Consider the following 20,503-nt stretch of genomic DNA (forward strand, 5'->3'; position numbering starts at 1 on the left):
CGCCAGCCTCACAGTGCGCTCATCACGTGCTTGACGCGGGTGTAGTCCTCGAGGCCGTACAGCGAGAGGTCCTTGCCGTAGCCGGACTTCTTGAAGCCGCCGTGCGGCATCTCGGCGACCAGCGGGATGTGGGTGTTGATCCAGACGCAGCCGAAGTCGAGCTTCGCGGCCAGGCGCATCGCGCGCTGGTGGTCGCGGGTCCAGACCGACGACGCGAGGCCGTACTGCACGGCGTTCGCGGCCTTCAGGGCGTCGGCCTCGTCCTCGAAACGCTGGACGGTGATGACCGGGCCGAAGATCTCGTTCTGGCTCAGTTCGTCGTCCTGCCTGAGCCCGGAGACGACGGTGGCCTCGTAGAAGTAGCCCTCGTCACCGACCCGATGCCCTCCACAGTGGACAGTTGCGTGCTCCGGGAGCCGCTCGATGAAGCCGGCCACCTTCGCCAGCTGGGCCGCGTTGTTGAGCGGGCCGTACGCGGCGTCTTCGTCGTCCGGCTTGCCGGTCTTGGTGCCCTCGGCCTGCCGGGCGAGCGCCGCGACGAAGGTGTCGTGCACCTCGTCGGCGACCAGCACGCGGGTGGCGGCCGTGCAGTCCTGGCCCGCGTTGAAGTAGCCCGCGACGGCGATGGCCTCGGCGGCCGCTTCGAGGTCGGCGTCGGCGAAGACGATGACCGGCGCCTTGCCGCCCAGCTCCAGGTGCACGCGCTTGACGTCGTTGGCGGCACTGCGCGCCACTTCGATGCCGGCCCGGACCGAGCCGGTGATCGACACCATGGCCGGGATGTCGTGCTCGACCAGCGCGCGGCCGGTGTCGCGGTCGCCGCACACGACGTTGAACACGCCCGGCGGCAGGAACTCCCCGGCGATCTCGGCGAGCAGCAGCGTCGACGCGGGGGTCGTGTCGGACGGCTTGAGCACGACCGTGTTGCCGGCGGCGAGCGCGGGCGCGATCTTCCAGATGGCCATCAGCAGCGGGTAGTTCCACGGCGTGACCTGCGCGCAGACGCCGACCGGCTCGCGGCGGACGAAGGAGGTGTGGCCCTCCAGGTACTCGCCCGCCGAGCGGCCTTCCAGTACCCGCGCGGCCCCGGCGAAGAAGCGGACTTGGTCCAGGACCATCGGGATCTCTTCGGCCATGGTCAGCGCGATCGGCTTGCCGGTGTTCGCGGACTCGGCGCGCACGACCTCGTCGGCGCGGGCTTCGAGGGCGTCGGCGATCTTCAGCAGCGCGAGCTGGCGCTGAGCCGGCGTCGTCGCGCGCCAGGTTTCGAACGCGGCCGCGGCGACCTGCAGCGCGTTGTCGACGTCCTCGGGCCCGGCGATCGGCGCGGTGCAGTAGGGGCGCCCGGTGACCGGGTCGATGATCTCCGCCGTCCGGCCCGACTTGGACTCGACGTACGCGCCGCCGACGTAGTGCTTCAGCTCCTGCACGGTGACTCCTAGCTCCGGTCGGGAGCTAAAACATATAAGTCCATATGTAATAGGACAAGGGGATCAGGCAAGATTGGTGCGAACGGGGAGCGATGAGGCGAAGGGGCACGATGCGCAAGGGCATGTCGCACAGCGCGCGGTCCGCCATGTTCGCGCCGCTCGGCCAGGTCGGCCGGGCGGAAGCGGTGGCGGCGCGGCTGGTCGACGCCATCACGCTCGGCCTCCTCGCCGACGAGGAGCAGCTGCCCAGCGAAGCCGACTTGGCCGCGCAGTTCGGCGTCTCGACCGTGACGGTCCGGGAAGCGCTCGTGGCGTTGCGCCAGCAGGGGCTGGTCGAGACGCGGCGGGGGCGCAGCGGCGGCAGCTTCGTCCGCGCGCCGGCCAACCCGCCGCCGGACGCGTGGCGCTCGCGACTGCGCGAAGTGTCCTTGTCCGATCTGCGCGACGTCGGCGACCACTACCTGGCGATCGCCGGGGCCGCCGCGAAGCTCGCCGCCGAGCGCAGCTCACCCGAGGACGTCGCCCGGCTGCGGCTGGCCACCGAAGACCTGCGTACCGCACACGGCATCGACTTCACGCGGGCGGAGCGGCAGTTCCACCTGGAGGTCGCGGCGGCCGCGCAGTCCCCGCGGCTGACCCGCGAGGAGCTGCAGTTGCAGAGCGAGCGCGGCGGGCTGCTGTGGCTGCCACTCGGCGCCCACCCGCACGAGGAGCACGCGGCGATCACCGCGGCGATCGCGGCCGCGGACGGTGAGCTGGCCCGCAAGCTCACCGAGGAGCACATCCTGGGCGCGCTCGACCGGCTCGCGGACGTGCACCTCGACCTGCTGGCCCCGTAAACTCCGCACCACTCCGCACACCCGAGGTGAGCACCGTGAACGACACCCGCACGCTGACCGGCGACGAGGTCGTCGAGCAGGTCTCGGCGTTGGTGGAAGGGGTCTTCGAACGGCTGAAGCCCCTGCTGGCGGCGGCCGAGTCGGTGCTGGCGGACGCCCCGTTCGCGGCGGCGCTGCACCGGATCCGGCCGCAGGTCACCGAGGCCCTCGGCGGCCTGGTCGTCGGCGCGGGCTTCGTCAGCGCACCGCACGTGCTGTCCGACTCGGAGTTCGGCTTCGAGTGGTGGACGGCGGGTTCTCCGCCGTCGCAGCTGTTCATCAGCCTGGACCCGGCCGCGGAGAACTTCCTGGACTACACGCGCCAGTCGTGGTTCACCGTCCCCCGCGACACCGGGCGGCGGCACATCAACGGCCCGTACGTGGACTACCTGTGCACCGACGAGTACACGCTGACGTTCACGATCCCGGTGTTCCTTTCCGGTGCCTTCGCGGGAGTCGTGGGCGCGGACGTGTACGTGCGCGAGTTCGAGCGGGCGGTCCGGCCGCGGCTGCGGTCGCTGGGGCGTGGGGCGGCGTTGCTGAACGCGCAGGGGCGGGTGATCGTGTCCAACAGCGTCCGCCAGCCGACCGGGTCTTTGGTGCGGGAGGCCGACGTCCCGGCGTGGTGGTCGGCGGGCGCGGAGCCGGGCCCGATCCTGCGCCGCTGCGGCGACTCGCCGATCGTCCTGGTCACCGGTCGTGAGTGAGAAACAGGGTTAGAACGCTGTTTCTCACTCACGAGCCTGGAGCGCGACCCACAGTTCGGCCCGTACCCCGGGTGAGTCGAGGTCGCGGCCCAGCAGTTCCTCCGCCTTGCGGATCCGGTTCCGCAGCGTGTGCCGGTGGACGCCCAGCCGCGCCGCCGCGACATCCCAGTGGCCGTGGTGCTCCAGCCAGCAGCGCAACGACGTCTCAAGGTCTCCTCGGCCCGTCGAGTCGTGTTCCCGCAGCGGGGTGAGCAAGCCGCGCGCAAACGCTTGCGCCACCGCCGGCTCGATCAACGACAGCAGTCCTCGGCCGGTGTGCTCCGCCGCTGACACCAGGAGCCTGCCCTCGGCCTGCGCGACCCCGGCCGCCAGCTCCGCCTGCTCCAGGCCGGCCGCGAAGTCCGTGGCCGACACCGGGCCCGCCAGGCCGCCGTGCAGGCCGCCGATTCGCAGCGCCGCGTCCGTCACCGCGTCGGCCGCGCCGAACGCCACCACCGACGCGCCCCACCGCGCGGCGAACACCGGCTCGCTTTCCAGCGCGGTGAGCAGCTTGCGCCGCGCCGCGGGCGCGCCCGCGAACACCAGCACCGACCACGGCGCGTCCGGCACCTCGGCCCCGGACGCGGTCAGCACCCGCAACGCCAGCTCGGCCTGCCCGCCCACGAGCAACTCGAGCAGCCCGGTGCGCAACGCCTGCCGCGCCGCCGCCTGCGCGCGATCCTGTTCCAGCGCCAAGGAAAGCACCGAGACCGCGGTGTTGACGACGTGCCGCGCCGCCGCGTCCAGCGGTGCGGTCGTCCCGACCGCGAGCACCCGGCGCGCGCTGGTGTCGAGGGTCTGCACCACGACCTCGTCGCCGTCGAGTGAGAAAGCCCGGGTGCCAGTGCGAAGTCGCTCCAGCTCTTCGCGCAGCGAAGCGCCGTACGCACGCGCGCTCGCCGGAGCGGCTTCGATGACCGTGGTGCGTTCGAAGAGCAGCACCCAGCCGTCGACGAGCTTCGCCAGCTTGCGCAGCACCCCGGCCGGCCCGCCCTTGCCGACCGCTGTGCGGGTCAGTTCCTGCTGAGCGCGGCCGATGCGGACCGTCGTCGCGTACTCGTCGGCCGCCACCGCCCGCGAAACCGCCCGGGTGATCGCGATGAACGGCGTCTCGCGCGGCACCTCCAGCACCGGCAACACCACGGAAACCGCGGTCGACACGAGCGAGCGCGGGACGACGTCGTGGCTCAGCCCGACGCCAAAACCGAGTCCCGCGACCCCAGCGTCGACCAGCCGACGCACATAAGCCGGTGACGTCTCTTCGTCCAAGGCCAGCCCCGTCGTGAGCAGCAGCTCGCCGCCCTCGAGGAACGCCTGCGGGTCGGTCAGCTCCGTCGGGTGGACCCAGCCGATCGGACGATCCAGGAGGTCGGCACCGGTCAGCACCCGCAGCCCGAGCGGGCGGTCGGCGGCCAGCGCGGCCAGCGTGAGTGCCATAACGGCCAATTCTACGCGCTTTCCTGGACGAAAAGGACAGCTGACGGCCGCCGCGCGCGGACTCATCCTGAGGACGTCCACCCACCCGCGTCCGCAGGAGCACGCCGTGACCGCAAGCACCACCGCCGAGCCGCAGGCCCCGGCGCCCCGGCAGCGCAGGCTGCGCACCGAGATCCCCGGCCCCGCCTCGCGCGAGCTGCAGCAGCGCCGCGCGAACGCCGTCGCCGCCGGGGTCAGCTCGGTGCTGCCCGTCTACGTCACCTCGGCCAGCGGCGGGCTGCTCACCGACGCCGACGGCAACGTCCTGATCGACTTCGGCTCCGGCATCGCGGTGACGAACGTCGGGCACTCCGCGCCCGCCGTCGTCGACCGCGTCCGCAAGCAGGCGTGCTGGTTTACCCACACCTGTTTCATGGTCACGCCGTACGAGGGGTACGTCGAGGTCTGCGAGGCGCTGGCCGAGCTGACCCCGGGTGACCACGCGAAGAAGTCGGTGCTGTTCAACTCCGGCGCCGAAGCCGTCGAGAACGCCGTGAAGATCGCGCGCGCGGCGACCGGGCGCCAGGCCGTCGTCGTGTTCGACCACGCCTACCACGGCCGCACCAACCTGACGATGGGCATGACCGCGAAGTCGGTGCCGTACAAGCACGGTTTCGGTCCGTTCGCGCCCGAGGTCTACCGCGTGCCGGGCTCGTACCCGTACCGCGACGGCCTGGCCGGCCCCGAAGCCGCGGCGCTGGCCATCGACCGGATCGAGAAGCAGATCGGCGGCGACCAGGTGGCCGCGGTCGTCTTGGAGCCGATCCAGGGCGAGGGCGGCTTCATCGAGCCCGCGCGCGGCTTCCTGCCCGCGATTTCCGCTTGGTGCAAGGAAAACGGCGTCGTGTTCGTCGCCGACGAGGTCCAGACGGGCTTCTGCCGCACCGGTTCCTGGTTCGCGTCCACCGACGAGGACGTCGTCCCGGACCTGATCGCGACGGCCAAGGGCATCGCGGGCGGCCTGCCGCTCTCCGCGGTCACCGGGCGCGCCGAGCTGCTCGACGCCGTCGGCCCGGGCGGCCTCGGCGGCACGTACGGCGGCAACCCGATCGCCTGCGCGGCCGCGCTCGGCTCGATCGAAACCATGCGCACCGAAGACCTCGCTTCGTCGGCGAAGCGCATCGAAGGCGTTGTCCTGCCGCGGTTGCGTGCGCTGGCCGACGAGACCGGCGTGCTCGGCGACGTCCGCGGGCGCGGCGCGATGCTGGCCGCGGAGTTCGTGAAGCCCGGGACCACCGAGCCCGACGCCGACCTCACCAAGCGCGTCGCCGCGGCCTGCCACCGGGCCGGCGTCGTCGTGCTGACCTGCGGCACCTACGGCAACGTCGTCCGGCTGCTGCCGCCGCTGTCCCTGTCCAACGACCTGCTCGACGAGGGCCTCTCGGTCCTCGAGCACGCTGTCCGCACGGAGGCCCGCGCATGACTCTTCCCTTCTGGGTAGCCGGAAAGCCGGTCACCGGCGGCTCGACGGCCGAAATCCGGCACCCCTTCGACGGTTCCTCCGCAGGCGCCCATTTCGTGCCCTCGGCGGCGGACGTCGAAGCCGCGGTGCAGGCCGCGCACGACGTCGCCGACGAGTTCGCGACGCTGCCCGCGCACGTCCGCGCCGGGGCGTTGGACCACGTGTCCCGGGCGTTGGGTGAGCGGTCCGAAGAGATCGCGCAGCTGATCACGGCCGAATCGGGCAAGCCGCTCAAGTGGGCGCGCGGCGAGGTCGGACGCGCCGTCTCGACGTTCCGCTGGGCCGCCGAGGAGGCCCGCCGCTTCTCGGGCGAGCTGCAACGCCTCGACACCGACCCGGGCGGCACCGGCCGTCTCGCGCTGGTCCGGCGCGTGCCGAAGGGGCCGGTCCTGGGCATCACGCCGTTCAACTTCCCGCTGAACCTCGTGGCGCACAAGGTGGCCCCGGCGATCGCGGTCGGCGCGCCGATCGTGCTCAAGCCCGCGCCGGCGACGCCGCTGACGGCGTTGCTGCTCGGCGAAATCCTGGCTGAGACGGACCTGCCCGCGGGTTCGTGGTCGATCCTGCCGGTCGACAACGAGACGTCGTCTCGCCTCGTCGAGGACCCGCGGCTGCCGGTGGTGTCGTTCACCGGCTCGGTGCCCGTCGGCTGGGCCATCCGCGACCGCGTGCCGCGCAAGCACGTGGCGCTGGAACTGGGCGGCAACGGCGCGGTGCTCGTCTGTCCCGATTGGCCGGACCTGGACTTCGCGGCGCAGCGGATCGCGACGTTCGCGATGTACCAGGCCGGGCAGTCGTGTATTTCGGTACAGCGGGTGTACGTCCACTCCGACGTCTACGACGCTCTGGTCGAGAAGGTTCTTGCGCAGGTTCGTTCCCTGCGCACGGGCGACCCGCGCGCCGAGGGCGTGGACGTCGGTCCGCTGATCAATTCGGACGCGGCTTCCCGAGTCGAGTCGTGGGTGTCCGACGCGGTCTCGGCCGGCGCCACGCTGCTGACCGGCGGTTCGCGGTCGGGCGCGACGGTGGAGCCGACGGTGCTGGCGGACGTCCCGGAGGACGCCGCGGTGATGGCCGAAGAGGTGTTCGGACCGGTGGTTTCGCTGGTCCGGGTGGCCTCGGTGGCCGAGGGCGTGTCGCGGATCAACGCGTCGCGCTTCGGCCTGCAGGCGGGCGTGTTCACGCGCGACCTGCCGATGGCGTTCGAGGTCTCGGCGGCGCTTCGCGTGGGCGGCGTGCTCGTCGGCGACGTCCCGAGCTTCCGCGCGGACCAGATGCCTTACGGCGGCGTGAAGGACTCCGGAGTGGGCCGCGAGGGCCCCGCGTCGGCGATGGCGGACTTCACCGAGGAGCGGGTCACGGTCCTCACCGGATTGACGTTGTAAGGGCCTCCGTCAGCGCGGCGTGCGCCTCGACCAGTGATGGCCCGTACCACGTGAGGTGGCGGCCCGAGACCAGGACGTACCGCGCGTCCGGGAAGTGGTCCGGGCCGTCCTCCTCCGTGAACAGGTACGGCTCGTCCGGCAGCACCAGCAGGTCCGCGTCCGCCTCGAAGCGGGCCCGCAGCTCCTCGACGTCCGGCCGCGGGTAGCGCTCCTGCGACGCCGCGTAGACGTTCGCCACGCCCACCCGGCGCAGGACGTCGCCGCCGAACGTCTCGCGGCCCAGGACGATCCACGGCTTGCGCCACACCGGGACCACCGCGTGGAACCGCGCCGGCCGGGTCTCGCGCCAGACCTCCTCCGCCGTCACCAGCCACGCCGGCTCGTCCAGGTCGAACGCCTGGGTCAGGATTCGCCGGAGCGAGCCGAGCGCCGCCGGGACCGTCGGCGACGCGGCCATCACCCACACCGGGATCCCGTTGGCGCGCAACCGTTCCACGTCCTCCGGGCGGTTCTCCTCGGAGTTGGCCAGCACCAGGTCCGGCGCCAGGTCCAGGACCCGGTCGAGCTTCGGGTACTTCGACCCGCCCACCCGCGGGACGTCCAAAGTGGACGGATGGGTGCAGTAGTCGGTCACCCCGGCGAGCCGTCCCGGCGCGCTGACCTCGACCGCCTCGGTCAACGACGGCACCAGCGAAACGACGCGCGACGCCGGGCCGCTCAACGGCACCGGCTCCCCGAGATCGTCGACCAGGTTCATGCGCGTTCGAACGACACCTTCCGCTTCTCGACGTCCACCGCGGTCAGCCGGACGTCGATCCGCTCCCCCGCGGTCAGCTTCTCCCCCGCGCACTTCGCCATCACCGTCGGGTCCTCGACCAGGATCTCCGCCTTGTTCTCGTCCGCGCGCAGCACCACCGCGCTGAACTCGCCGCCGATGTGCTCGGCCAGCACCCACGCCTCGACCTGGTCGATGCACGCCCGCTCGACCTTCGCGGCCAGCGTGTCCGACGCCGTCATGCGCTCCGGGACGTCCGCGAGCGCCGCCCGCACCCACTCCGGCACCTCGCGCCCGGCCGAGACGGCGAGGCAGATCTCCGTCGCGAACCGGTCGACCAGCCGCCGGATCGGTGCCGTGACGTGCGCGTACGCGCCTCCGATCCCCGCGTGCGTGGTGAGCGACGGCAGCTCGCCGTCGAACGCGGTGTAGCCCGCGCCGCGCAGCAGCCGCGTCGTGTCGGCGTAGAGCGCCATCGACGCCGGCTGCCCCGGGTCCAACCGGGACAGGAACTCCGAAACGGTCGTCTCCGGCGCCCACGCGATGCCCAGCGCTTCGGCCGACCGGCGCAGCCAGTCGACGGCCTCGGGTTCCGGGTCGGGCAGCGTGCGCAGGACGCCGACCCGCGCGTCGATCATGATCCGCGCCGCGGCCATGCCGGTGAGCAGCGAGATCTCGGCGTTCCACGCGTCGACGGCGGTCCGCGGCCGGCGGGCCAGCACCCAGCCGCCGTCCGGGTCGCCGCTGATCTCCTGCTCCGGCAGCTGCAGCTCGACGGCACCGCGCCGGACGGCCAGCTCGCGCCGTCGCCGTCCCAGCTCGGGCAGCGCGGCCACCGAGGGGTGCGGGTGGCCGGCGTCGAGCGCGGCTTGCACCGTTTCGTAGTCGAACTGCTCGGTGGACCGGACCAGTGCGCGACGCACCCGCGTCGCGGTCGGTTCGCCCGCTTCGTCGGTCTCGATGGTCCAGAGCACCGCGGGCCGGACCTCGCCGGGCAGCAGGCTCGCCGCGCCCTCGGACAAGACCGGCGGGTGCAGCGGGACGTTCCCGTCGGGCAGGTAGAGCGTCTGCCCGCGCGAACGCGACTCCCGGTCGAGCGCGCCGCCGGGCGGGACGAACGCGGCCAGGTCGGCGATCGCGTAGTGGACGCGGAAGCCGTGTGCCGTCTTCTCGACGACCATCGCCTGGTCGAGGTCCTTGGAGCCGGGCGGGTCGATGGTGACGAACGGCAGGTCGGTCGCGTCCTCCCGCGGGCCGGCGCTCGCGAGCGGATCGAGGACCGCCGCCTCCGCCTCGGCCAGCACCTCGGGCCCGAACGACTCCGGCAGCAAAAACTCGGCACGCAGGGGGCCGAAGTCCCCGCCCGCCGAGTGTGTCCTGATCACGAGGGGAGGCACCCCTCAACCCTAACCCTCCGAGGGGGTGGTGATCGCCCGATCGGGCATGGGCCGGTCGGGTGTACGTTGACCTTCACCATAATGAAAACCGTCTTCATTGCCAGAAAGGATCCGACCGTGAAGATCGCGTTCGTCGGCAAGGGTGGCAGCGGCAAGACGACGCTGTCGTCGCTGTTCGTCGCGTACCTCGCCGACGCCGGCCGGCCGGTGCTGGCCATCGACGCCGACATCAACCAGCACCTCGCGGTGGCGCTCGGCGCGACCGAGGAGGAAGCGCTCGCCTGGCCGACGCTCGGCGACAACATGGCCCTGATCAAGGACTACCTGCGCGGCGACAACCCGCGGATCCCCGACGCGGCGTCGATGATCAAGACGACGCCACCGGGGCGCGGGTCGCGGCTGGTCCGGCCGTTCGAGGACAACCCGGTGTTCGACGCGTGCTTCCGGCGGCTGGGCGGGGTGCGCCTCGGCGTCACCGGGCAGTTCGACGAGGACGACCTCGGCGTCAAGTGCTACCACTCGAAGGTCGGCGCGGCGGAGCTGCTGCTGAACCACCTGGTCGACGTCGAAGGCGAGTACGTCGTCATGGACATGACCGCGGGCGCGGACGCGTTCGCGTCGGGGCTGTTCACGCGGTTCGACGTGACGTTCCTGGTGTGCGAGCCGACGGTCCGCAGCGTGGGCGTGTACCGGCAGTACGCGGACTACGCGCGCGACTTCGGCGTGCGGCTCGTGGTGGTGGGCAACAAGGTCACCGACGCCGAGGACGTCGAGTTCCTGCAGGATCAGGTCGGCGGAGCGTTGCTGGGGTGGATGTCGGCGTCGCGGCACGTGCGCGCGGCCGAGCGCGGCACGGCCCGCCCGATCGCCGAGCTCGAGCCGCGCAACCTCGCGACGCTGCGTTCGATGCACGCGGCGGTGGACGAGGAGCAGCGCGACTGGGCGCGCTACCAGCGTCAGGCGGTCGAGTTCCACCTGCGCAACGCGGCCGCGTGGGCGGGCGACGGCCTGGCCGCGCAGGTGGACCCGGAGTTCGTGCTGGGCCCGCGGTTGCCGGTCTAGTCGTCGTTCCAGGCGGCGTCCGCGGCGTCGGCCCGCTTGGTGCGTTCCTTGGCGATGTCGAGCGCCCGGCGGGCGGTGGCCTCGTCCGGGTACGGGCCGAGCAGGTCGATCCCGCGGCTGCGTTCGAGGTGCTCGACCTGGTGGGTGCGGGTGTTGTAGTACCACCCCTGGTCCGGGTTCGGGTCGTTGGACATGGTCCTAGGTTCGCACCCTCCGGCCCGGCTGTCAGCGCTTGTACCGATAGGGGATCTCGGTCGGCTGCCCGGTGGGACCGAAGTCCTGGTTTTCGTCGGGTTCGTTCTGTTGCTCGGGGAACTCGTCGAACCAGCCGCGCGGAGTGCCGCGGGGCGGAGTGGGTGGTTCTTGGCGACTGGGTTGTGGGAGGGCGGTCTCGCGACCGGGGAAAACGGGGGTCGCGGTGGGCGGGACCGGTGGCATGGTGCCGGGGCCCGGGAAGACGGGACGTGCCGGAGCCGCGTGGCGGGCGGGGAACGGCTGGGGGGTGGATTCCGGGCCGGGAAAGACCGGCTTGGAGCGGCTGGGCTGGGTGGGGGCCCCGGGCGGATTGCTTGCGGCGGCCGGTTGCTGAGCCTGCGGCTGGGCTGGCTGAGTGCCAGTTGGCGGCTGTGGGGCAGGCTGGGATCCGGCAGACGGTTGGTGGGTTGACTGGGAGCCAACGGGCTGCTGCTGGGATCCGGCAGACGGCTGCTGGCCCGGCGTCTGCGGGCTGGTTTGCGGCGACTGCCGGGCTGGCTGAGACCCGGTTGAGGGCTGGTTGGCTGACTGCGAGCCAACAGGTTGCTGCTGGGCAGGCTGGGATCCGGCAGACGGCTGCTCGCCCGGCATCTGCGGGCCAGCTTGCGGCGGCTGCTGGGCAGGCTGGGAGCCGGCCGGCTGCTGAGCTGCCGCTGGCTGCTGTTGGCCAATGGGCTGCTGTTGCGGCGGTCGCGTAGCGGGCGGTTGCTGCTGGACCGGCGCCTGCGGAGCGACAGGCGGATGTGGCTCAGCAACGACCGGCGCATGCGGCACGCCTGGCGGCTGCTGCGGACCCGGCGCCTGCTGCTGAGCATCCTCCGACGGTTGCGGAGTAACCGCCTGCGAACCAGGAAGTTGCCGCTCGGCACCAGCCGACGACGGCGATTGCGGCACAGCCGCCGACTGCGAATCAGCCGGCTGCTGCGAAGCCGCGACCTGCGACTGCGGCGGAGCCGCCGGTTGCTGCTGCACGGGCGGTTGCGAGTCAGCAGACTGCTGCTGCACAGCAGTCGCCTCAGGTGCGGCAGGGCGTTGCTGCTCGGTAGGTGCCTGCGGCTCGGGCGTTTGCGCCTGCTCCGCGGCAGGCAATTCGGACAGAATCGGCTGTTGTTGCTGAGCAGGCGACACCGGCACCGGAGCGCTGGCAGTCTCTGTGGCACCGGTCTCTTGCCCGGCTGAAGGCTGGTCCCCGGCGAGTGGCGGCGGTACGCGTGCCTCTGCCGGAAGGCCCGACGCATCCGGCTCGTGCTCGACGGACTCCGACACAGCCGTTTCGGGCTGACCAGCATCCCGCGGCTTCGGCTCAACCGACACCTGCCCGTCGACCTCCCCCGACTTCGGCTCAACCGACACCTGCCCGTCGACCTCCCCCGACTTCGGCTCCTCCGGCGCGAGCGCACCAGCCTCATCCGGCAAAGCAGTTTCGGGCTGATCCGCAGCGTGCTCACTAGGCGCAGCCGACTCAGGCTGGATCGCCTCCGCGGGCTGTTGTTCCGACCGCGACTCAACCACCTCCGAGGCCGACGTCGCCTCTTCGGCCGCAGCAGGCTCAAGCCCCTCGGGCGACGGCAGAGTCGCCTCCGGTGGATCGACCTGCGCCGGGCCCGGCCCCAGGCCAGACGCCTCCGGAGCCGCATGGCGGGGTGCCTTCGCCGGCCCCGGTAGGTCCGTCTCCGACGGCTGACGTCCCCAAGCCGGAACCTCCTGGCTCCACGTCGAGGTCGACCCCGAAGCCGACCAACCCGGCGGCACCTGCTGCTCCGGTAGCGACTGCGCCGCCGGCGGGCGCGGCACCGTGCGCCACACCGGGGCCGGGCCGATGTTCATCGGGGCCGGGGCCTGGCCAGGCGGGGCACCGGGCGGTGGCGGTGCCGGACGCGCCGCGGGCCTCGGGATCGGGTCCAGGCACGACACCAGCACCGACGTGTTCTCCGGGTCGTCGACCTTCCGGCCGCTTCGCTCGCGGTAGACCATCTCGCCGTCCGCGTCCATCTCCACCAGGTAGCCCGCCTCCGCGAGCTGCTCCTCGTCGAGGTCCGCCAGCTTCTCGTACCGGGACGGCACCACCCGGTAGATCGGCCAGGCCAGCGACGCGTGCTCGGCGTGGAACTGGGCCAGCAGCGCCGCCATCTGCTGCTGCCACGGCAGCGACATCCCCTCCGCCAGCGACCGGGGCAGCACCACGTACCCCGCGTCCACGCCCGGGTAACCCTGGCTCAGCTGGTCGAACAGCGGCGTGCTGGACGCGGGACGTGCCGACTGCCGGGGCGGCTGGGGCGCGCCGAACAGCGACGCCGGGTCCTGGGGCTCGCCCGCGCCGGGCTTGCCTCGCCTGCCGAATTTCCGTCCCACGTGCTCATCCTCTGCCAGTACGCGGCCACCTGCTCGTGGAAGCGCCGCGACGTCGGGTGAATCGATTCCGCTGTCGGCCGAATCCGCCGGCCTCGGTCGTGCCGAGGCCTTCAGCCCATGCTAAACGCCGGGACGGACGGCCTGCGGCACCACTTCGGCCTCGTCGAACGAGAACGGCCGGGTGTGCACCGGGACGCCGGTCTGCTGCGCCTCGACGACCTTGCCGTCGCCGAGGTACATCATCACGTGGTGGATCGTGTCCGGGTTCGACGGATCCGTGGCGAGGAACAGCAGGTCACCGGGCTGCGCCTCGCGCACCGGCAGCAGCGCGCCCGCGTGGTACTGGTCGCGCGAGACCCGGGGCAGGATGATCCCGGCCGACTCGTACGCCCGCAGCATCAGGCCCGAGCAGTCGTAGGAATCCGGGCCCGTGGCGCCCCACACGTACGGCTTGCCCTGTTCGCCCAGCGCGAAGCTGATCGCCTTCCCGGCGGCCTGGCTGGGCGGCAGCAGCTGCCCCAGTCCGGTGCCGCAGGCGACGACGTCGACGACCTGGCCGACGTTCTCCACCAGCGTCGCCGCCATCGGCTCCCACTTGTGGTAGCGGTCCGGGAACCCCGAGCGCTCGACGGCCTGCGCGGCGTCGCCCGGGCGCTTGTTCTCCCAGTCCGGCACCGCGAGCAGCACGTCGTAGAACTTGTTGACCTCGTACGTCGGGTCGGTGACCTGCGCCACCGAGCCCCAGCCCATCGTCGGGCGCATCTGGAAGATGCCGAGGGAGTCGCGGTCGCCGTAGGTGAGGTTGTGCAGCCCGGACTCGGTCATCCCGGCCTGGATCGCGACCTGCCAGGCGCGCGGCGCCAGCGACCGCTGCTTGCCGATCGTGATGATCAGCGCGACGGTCCCCTTCTGCTCGTCGTCGAGCTTCGACGCGTCGACCGTGCCGCGCTCGCCCTGGCCGGGCTGGGTCGGGCCGACCGAGGCGTCGCAGCTCATCAGCGACACGCCCCGGGCCTGGGCCTGCTGGTTGTCGATGACGACCTTGGCGGCGACGGCGGTGACGACCAGTGCGCCGATCGCGACGAACACGACCAGCCCCAGCCACACCCCCAGCCGCCGCACGGTCAGCTCGCCTGGTCGTAGTCGGCGACGCGCCAGCCGGCGTTGGTGTTGACGACCGTGATGGCGAGCTTCGGCCCGTCGGTGGGGATCGTCAGCTGCACCGAGCTGGTGTAGGACGTCCCGACGACGGGCTCACCGGTGACCTTCGTCGCCGGGATGTTCGCCGGGTCGACCGACGCCATCACCGGCAGGTACTCCTCGGTGGTGTACGGCTTGAGCTTGGCCAGCCACTGCTCGGAAGTGATCCCGGCCGGGTGGTCGACCCAGGCGGCGGCCCACTCCTTGGCGACGCGGAGGGCGTCCCCGTTCGGCTCGGCCGTCGTCGGTGTCGCCAGCGGCGCGGACAGCCGGGTCGGCAGGTTCGACGTCGGCACCGGCGCCGCGACGCCCGGCGGGGTCGCGGTGACGGAGGTGGTCGTCCCGATGGTGGGCGAGGCCTTGGCCTGCGGTTTGCCGACCGCCTTCGGCAGCACGATGCCGAGCGCGGTGACCAGGATCGCCAGGAACACCAGCGTCCCCATCAGGTGCCGGGGCGAACGCAGCGGCCAGCCCCACAGGCGGCGGTAGACCGCGGCGCGGCCGCGGTTGGTGCGGATCGGCATCGGTCACCGCCCCATCACTTGGTCGGTGTCACGCGGTTCTTCGCGGACTTCGATGCCGCGCGACGGCCGGTAGAGCACGAAGACCGGCTTGCCCGCGACGACTTCGGGGTCGACGCGCCGCGGTTGCGCCCGGACACCAGGCGTCCGCGGCACGTCCTGCGGCGCGTAGTCGCTGAAGCCGGACTCGGGCGTGCGCAGGTCGGACGGCACGACGACGGGCTCCGGCTCGTCGCTCCAGCGCCGGTCGGCCACCGGGGAGGTGTCGACGCGGCGGCTTTCCTCGCGCATGGTCGGACGGCCGCCGGCCCCGACGACGACGTACTCGCCGGGGTCGCCGTTGGCGGGGTTGTACTGCCCGAACACCGGCGAGCCGGGGCGGCCGCCCGCGGGCAGCGCGCCCGCCGAACCACCGCCGATGGCGCCCGGCCAGGCACCGGACCAGGCCGCGGCCGGACGAGAGGCATGGGAGCCGTTGTCGAGCCGCTGGGCGTTGGCGAAGATCGTGGCTTCCGGCCGGAACCGGCCCCCACCGGCGGTCGCGCCGAGCGGGCCGCGCTGCTCGCCGTCGACGACGTCGTCGGTGTCGCGCACGTTCTGCCAGAACTCGTCCTGCGGCGTCGGGCCACTCTTGCCGCGCCGGAACCGCGAGAAGATCCCGCCGCCCGGCGACGGTACGGCGGCGCCGACCATGCTGACGGACATCTCGACCATCTGCCACAGTCGCCGCACCGGGCGCCCGACCATGAACAGCAGCACGGTGATGAGCCCGGCGAGGACCATCTGCGTGAGCATGTTCAGCGAGTTCCCGGCGTCGAAGATGGCTTGCAGCAGCAACGCGTGCACCCCGGCGAGCACCGAGAGCACGACGAGGTTGAAGGCCACCCCGCCGGCGACCTTGAGCACGCGGCGCAGGATCTCCGGGTGCAGCAGGGCGATGAGCCCGATCAGCGGCGCGGTGAGCGCGAAGAGGCGGATGAGGACCTGGGCGAGGAGGACGCTTGCCTTGGCCAGGAGCTGGAAGAGTGAGTAGACGAGGGCCTGGCCGAGGGAGAGGAACCCGGCGCCGGTGCGGCCGCCGGCCTCGCCGGTGAAGTAGCCGGTGGCGGGGCCGAGCTTGGTGGAGATGTCCTTGTAGGCGTTCTTCTTGCCGTCGATGACGGACTGGTTGCCGTCGTCGCCGTTGCGCAGCTGCGCCCACGTGAACGCCTGAGCGTCCAGGAGCGGGCGGCCGAACTGGTCGGCCTGCGGCGCCGTCGGCGTGCCGAACTCCCCGCGCAGCCAGTTCTTGTAGACGATTTCGTTGTGCAGGTTCGTCGGCAGGATGTGCCGGATGACGCGGTCGTTCGAGTCGTCGACGAATCCCGCCTGGATGTTCGTCGTGGTCTGGACGATCGCCTTGTCGATCGGGTCGAAGTACCGCAGCATCGCCAGCGACGACGCCGCCAGCCAGACGCCGGCCAGCGCGTACAGCGCCCGTTTGCTGACCGCGGCGAGGTCGCCGCGCCAGATGTTGCGGAACAGCATGATCGACATGACGAGCGCGACCAGCCCGAACAGCTGGGCGTAGATGTTGTTGTAGACCTTCTCGGCACCGGATTTCACCGCGCTGTACAGCGGGTTGAGCAGGCCACCCTCGAGCACGGTGTAGTGCAGGGAGTTCGTCGCGCCGACGATGTTCTTGCCCAGGTTGAACAGCTGGTTGCCACCCCAAGTGTCCAAAGTGGACCCAGCCGGGGTGAGGTTCAGCCCGGAACAGTTCGTCTCGAAGGTGTTCCAGACGAATCCGGCGTAGCTGTAGTCGACGTACGGGCTGCCCGCTTCGCCGTGGCCTTCGGCGGGATCGATCGCGCCGACCATGCCCGCGCCCGGGCGTTCGGGGTTCGGTGCTTCGCCACAGGCCGCCGCGCTCGCCGCCGGAGCGGTCGCGATCGCCTGCAGGCCGAACACGAGCATGACGGCGAACATCGTCGCCTTGCGTCCCGGCGTGCGCCTGGCCGACCGCGGGCCTTCCTTGATCCGCCGCTTGAGCGAGTGCCACCCCGCGGCCAACGTCAGCAGGACCGCCAGCGTCAGCACCGTGTTCATGCGGCGTCCCGGCCGGTGCCGCCCTTTCCGCCCGTGCGGGCGTGCGACTGCCCGCCGTTGCCGTTCGGGGAGACGCTGCCGTTCGGGGAGACGCCGCCCTCGACCTCGCCTGTCTCGGACGCCAGGGGGTCCGGGGCGCCCAGGAGGTTCTCGTCGGCCAGGCCGACCTCCAGTTCCGCCGCCAGCTCGAAGTCCTGCTCCAGCTCGATGTCGTCCTCGGGTGGGACCGCGACGTACGGCTTCTTCTCCTCCGGCGTGCCCGGCAGCGCCAGCTCGTTCCCCGGACGTCGCGAAGGCGCCGCGTCCTTCGAACCCGGTGTCGTGTCCATGACCGCGCGGAGGTGGTCCAGGTGCGGTCCGGAGAAGTCGACGCGGATGCGCTCGACCCCGCCCGCGCCGTCGCCGAAGATGAACTGCCGGGGCTCGACGTCGCGCTCCAGGCCGCTTCGCTGCGCTCCGGGACGACGCCCCAAAGCCGCGACGACTTGCTCGTACCCGACGCCGACCGGCACCTTCAGCAGACGCAGAGCGTCCGCCTGGGCGTCGTCGTCGTCCAAGCGGCCCACGAACACCGAGTCCAGCAGGGCCACGAACCCCTGGATCTTCAGGAAGTCCGCGGGGATCTGGGACGAGAGCAGGACCCGGACGTTCCACTTGCGCGAGTCACGCGCGAAGCGGTTCATCAGGACACGCCCGGTCGGCACCTCGGACAGGAAGAACGCCTCGTCGATCCAGACGCCCTTGCGCATCTCCTTGGGCTTTTCGTACACCGACCGCTGAGTCAGCCACGCCGCCAGGTTCAGCATCTCGACGCCGAGGGACTCCGCGTCCGTCCAGTACTCGCGGGGGACGCCGTCCTTCGGCAGGGTCAGGCCCGCCATCGTCAGGACGGTCAGCCGGTCGTCGCGGGTCTCCGCGTACGGGTCCGCGTCGGTCTCCGGGATGAGCAGCGCCATCCGCTCGCGCATCTCGTCGAGGAAGTCCGCGACGACGCCCGCGTGCTCATGGTGCTCGCTCGAATCCCGCCGCAGCGCATCGATCACCTGCCCGGGATCGGCGTCGAACCGGCCACCGACGGTGCGGACCGCGCGCAGCAGCACGATCCGGGTCTGGGCCATCCGCGAGACCTCGTACGGCAGCACACCGCTCAGGACGTCGAGCACCAGACGCCGTCGCGTCGCGCCGGCAAGGGCTTTCTCGCGGCGCCAGGAGCGCTCGGGGTCGTCCTCGTCCATGAAGTGCTCGATCAGCGGCTCGGCGACCACCCGGTACGGGTTCAGGATCCCCGGCTGGGCGTTGAGCAGGTTGATCGGCCGCGCGTACGGGCGCAGCTCCGGCAGGTCGCACAGCCGCGACAGCGGGCCGGACGGGTCGAGGATCGTCCAGTTCGCCCCCGCGCGCAGCGTCTTGTAGACGATGCCGCCGCCGAGGAACGACTTGCCACCACCCAGGCCGGCGACCATCGCGGTCAGGCCGGATCCGTCGCGGATCTCCTGGGCCATCCACGGGTCCCAGGCCACCGGGCGCCGGGTCGCCGTGCACGTCTCGCCGAGCAGGATGCCGCGGCGGTCGCCGACCTCCGCGGTCGCCGTCGGGACCGCCGAGGACGCCCAGACCACCGAGCCGCGGCGCATGTACGCCGCCGACGCCAGCGGCTCGCCCGGGATGAACTCCCGGGCCAGCGCGTACTGGGCCTCGGGGTGCTCGATGGCGATCTTCGGCTTGTACAGGTCCAGCAGCTGCTGGGCCAGGCGCAGCGCGTCGCGCTCGGTCGGGCCGGACACCGCCAGCCGCCACCAGGAGCGGACGCGGGTGGCGAGCGCGGTGAAGCCCGACGTCATCTCGTCGTCGATCTCCAGCACGCGCCCGGCCTGCCGGTTGAGCGACTGCGGCGGTTCCAGCTCGTGCTCGTCGGTGTAGTGCTTGACCTGGGAACGCACCTTGTTCATCTGGCGCTGCAGCTCGCCGGCGACCTCTTCCGGGCGCCGGACGTAGATGCGCGCGGACACCTCGACCGCGGCCGGCAGCCGGTCGGCGTGCTGGATCCACGGGTCGTCGACCTCGGGGATCTGCAGGCCGTGCATCTGCCCGACGGTCAGGATGGCCAGGTGCCGCGAGACGCCGGCGTTGGAGCCGGTGCGGCCGCGGACGGTCACGGTCGGCGCGTACGGGTCGGCGTAGTAGTCGGCGGCGTCGGTGAAGCTGGCCAGGTCCTCCGGCTCCCAGGCCGCGCCCGGCACGGCGGGCATGTTCCGCGGCGCGGGCAGGCCGAGTGAGCACGAGCGGTGCATCAGCCAGGACATCTCCTCGGCGTGCACCGGACGGCCTTCCAGGCCCGCGCTGCCGATGACCTGGTCGAGGTGCTCGACCTCGGAGTCCAGCGCGGCCAGCTCGGCGTCGACGGCCTCGGGCAGGATCTTGCGCAGCACCGGCGCGGCCCGCTCGACCGCGCGGTCGACCATCCGCCGGGTCTGCACCTGGACGCCCAGGTAGACCTCTTTTTCGGCCATCGAGCGGCCCATCAGCTGCTGCTGCTCGCCGATCAGGTAGTCGTCGAACGACAGCGCACCCGGGACGTCGCCCGGGCGGCCGTGGGCGTTGTAGACGTGCGCCTCGGCCCACATCCGGATCGGGTACGGCCGGTTCGTCACGCGCAGGTGCAGCCAGCGGCCCTGCAGCTCGGCGTACTGGCCGGCGATGGCCGCGACGAGGTCGCGCCGCTGGGAGTCCGAGCGGAACGACCAGCGCTGCGGCGCCAGCCGGTACCAGGCGTAGACCTCGTAGCCCGTGCGCACCAGGTGCCCGTCGATGCTTCGCACCGCGATCGACGGGGTATACGCGGGAATCGCCTGCTCTCCGGTCAGGCGACGGCCGTTGCCGGTCCCCGAACCGGTCTGCGGCGCGCGGACCTGCTCGGGCGGCTGCCATGCGCCCGAGTGTGCGTCCCGACCCCGTTTTCCTCGGCTACCGCCGCGACCGAACAACGACTACCTCCCGGCCCGTGCCGCGGTGCCGCGGCTCCGGCGCGCTCGTGGTGTTCCCTGGACCACAGCACCCGGCGGCTCGCCGTGGTGCTGGTACTGCCGCCTGCGGCGGTGCTTCGGCAGCGGGCGCTCGGCCCGCACGCGGACGCGGCTGGCGCTGACGGCGCCGCCCGTGCCCGTGGTCCGTTCTCTCGGGGTGTTGAGCTCCCGCCCCGCCATCGCGACCACGGCGCCGAGCGGGCGCTCGTGGCTGATCTTGGCCGTGAACAGCCGGGTGATCACGATGGTGGCGATGAACCCCCACGCCGTCGAAAAGAACCCGAAGCTCCACCCCGCCCAGCGTTCGACGCCGAGGACGACGAAGAACGTCGGGATGCCGATGAGCCAGGCGACGTACCGGGCTCTCCAGGGAAAAGTCGCTTTCGGCGGGCCGAGCCACACGGCGTCGACCCGGTAGACCTCGTCGTCGGTTCTGATGCGCACGCCCGCCGC

Annotated in this window: 16 protein-coding genes; 5 read left to right on the top strand and 11 right to left on the bottom strand. The window is 72.0% G+C overall.

What is annotated here, in order from left to right; genetic code table 11:
- Positions 1-8: 8 nt before the first annotated feature.
- Positions 9-1,430 (bottom strand): gamma-aminobutyraldehyde dehydrogenase, encoded by a 1,422-nt coding sequence (locus OG738_RS05280; protein ID WP_329051679.1) that lies wholly within the window; start codon positions 1,428-1,430, stop codon positions 9-11.
- Positions 1,431-1,540: 110 nt separating this feature from the next.
- Between OG738_RS05280 and OG738_RS05285 the strand changes: the two genes are divergently transcribed.
- Both OG738_RS05285 and OG738_RS05290 read left to right on the top strand, forming a co-directional pair.
- Entirely contained in the window at positions 1,541-2,269 is a 729-nt protein-coding gene (locus OG738_RS05285; protein WP_329056565.1) for a FadR/GntR family transcriptional regulator, read from the top strand.
- 35 nt (positions 2,270-2,304) lie between these two features.
- Positions 2,305-3,015, top strand: coding sequence for a cache domain-containing protein (locus OG738_RS05290; RefSeq protein ID WP_329051681.1), 711 nt, complete (start codon positions 2,305-2,307; stop codon positions 3,013-3,015).
- 24 nt (positions 3,016-3,039) lie between these two features.
- Here the strand turns inward: OG738_RS05290 and OG738_RS05295 are convergent, their stop codons facing one another.
- Complete coding sequence (locus tag OG738_RS05295; protein WP_329051683.1) at positions 3,040-4,491, bottom strand: PucR family transcriptional regulator; 1,452 nt, start codon at positions 4,489-4,491, stop codon at positions 3,040-3,042.
- A 106-nt stretch (positions 4,492-4,597) separates the two neighbouring features.
- Between OG738_RS05295 and gabT the strand changes: the two genes are divergently transcribed.
- Positions 4,598-5,953: a 4-aminobutyrate--2-oxoglutarate transaminase gene (gene gabT, locus OG738_RS05300; RefSeq protein ID WP_329051686.1), complete on the top strand. Its 1,356-nt coding sequence runs from the start codon at positions 4,598-4,600 to the stop codon at positions 5,951-5,953.
- Positions 5,950-7,377: an aldehyde dehydrogenase family protein gene (locus tag OG738_RS05305; protein WP_329051687.1), complete on the top strand. Its 1,428-nt coding sequence runs from the start codon at positions 5,950-5,952 to the stop codon at positions 7,375-7,377. Before gabT ends, OG738_RS05305 begins: the two co-directional genes overlap by 4 nt.
- Here OG738_RS05305 and OG738_RS05310 read toward each other — a convergent pair.
- Entirely contained in the window at positions 7,358-8,134 is a 777-nt protein-coding gene (locus OG738_RS05310; protein WP_329051689.1) for a helical backbone metal receptor, read from the bottom strand. The genes OG738_RS05305 and OG738_RS05310 overlap by 20 nt on opposite strands.
- On the bottom strand, positions 8,131-9,537 hold the full coding sequence (locus OG738_RS05315) for an RNB domain-containing ribonuclease (protein WP_329051691.1): 1,407 nt from the start codon (positions 9,535-9,537) through the stop codon (positions 8,131-8,133). The genes OG738_RS05310 and OG738_RS05315 overlap by 4 nt, the downstream gene beginning before the upstream one ends.
- A 129-nt stretch (positions 9,538-9,666) precedes the next feature.
- On the opposite strand from OG738_RS05315, the gene OG738_RS05320 reads away from it, so the two are divergent.
- Positions 9,667-10,611, top strand: coding sequence for an ATP-binding protein (locus OG738_RS05320; protein ID WP_329051693.1), 945 nt, complete (start codon positions 9,667-9,669; stop codon positions 10,609-10,611).
- On the opposite strand, the gene OG738_RS05325 is transcribed toward OG738_RS05320, so the two are convergent.
- The 7 genes from OG738_RS05325 to OG738_RS05355 form a co-directional block, all read right to left on the bottom strand.
- Complete coding sequence (locus tag OG738_RS05325; RefSeq protein ID WP_329051695.1) at positions 10,608-10,805, bottom strand: hypothetical protein; 198 nt, start codon at positions 10,803-10,805, stop codon at positions 10,608-10,610. The two genes, OG738_RS05320 and OG738_RS05325, sit on opposite strands and share 4 nt — an antisense overlap.
- A gap of 31 nt (positions 10,806-10,836) precedes the next feature.
- Positions 10,837-13,218, bottom strand: coding sequence for a hypothetical protein (locus OG738_RS05330; RefSeq protein WP_329051697.1), 2,382 nt, complete (start codon positions 13,216-13,218; stop codon positions 10,837-10,839).
- Between the two features lie 120 nt (positions 13,219-13,338).
- Positions 13,339-14,325, bottom strand: a complete 987-nt coding sequence (locus OG738_RS05335; RefSeq protein WP_442875930.1) for a C40 family peptidase — start codon at positions 14,323-14,325, stop codon at positions 13,339-13,341.
- Positions 14,326-14,342: 17 nt separating this feature from the next.
- A complete protein-coding gene (locus OG738_RS05340; protein WP_329051700.1) occupies positions 14,343-14,942 on the bottom strand; it encodes a hypothetical protein in 600 nt (199 codons plus the stop codon).
- A 3-nt stretch (positions 14,943-14,945) separates the two neighbouring features.
- On the bottom strand, positions 14,946-17,027 hold the full coding sequence (locus OG738_RS05345; RefSeq protein WP_329051702.1) for a magnesium transporter: 2,082 nt from the start codon (positions 17,025-17,027) through the stop codon (positions 14,946-14,948).
- Positions 17,024-20,011 carry an ATP-binding protein gene (locus OG738_RS05350; protein WP_329051704.1) on the bottom strand — a complete coding sequence of 996 codons (2,988 nt, stop codon included), beginning with the start codon at positions 20,009-20,011 and terminating at the stop codon, positions 17,024-17,026. Before OG738_RS05350 ends, OG738_RS05345 begins: the two co-directional genes overlap by 4 nt.
- A 3-nt stretch (positions 20,012-20,014) precedes the next feature.
- On the bottom strand, positions 20,015-20,494 hold the full coding sequence (locus OG738_RS05355; RefSeq protein WP_329051706.1) for a hypothetical protein: 480 nt from the start codon (positions 20,492-20,494) through the stop codon (positions 20,015-20,017).
- Positions 20,495-20,503: the final 9 nt, after the last annotated feature.

The sequence above is a fragment of the Amycolatopsis sp. NBC_01488 genome, assembly GCF_036227105.1.
In the GTDB taxonomy this organism is placed as follows: Bacteria; Actinomycetota; Actinomycetes; order Mycobacteriales; family Pseudonocardiaceae; genus Amycolatopsis.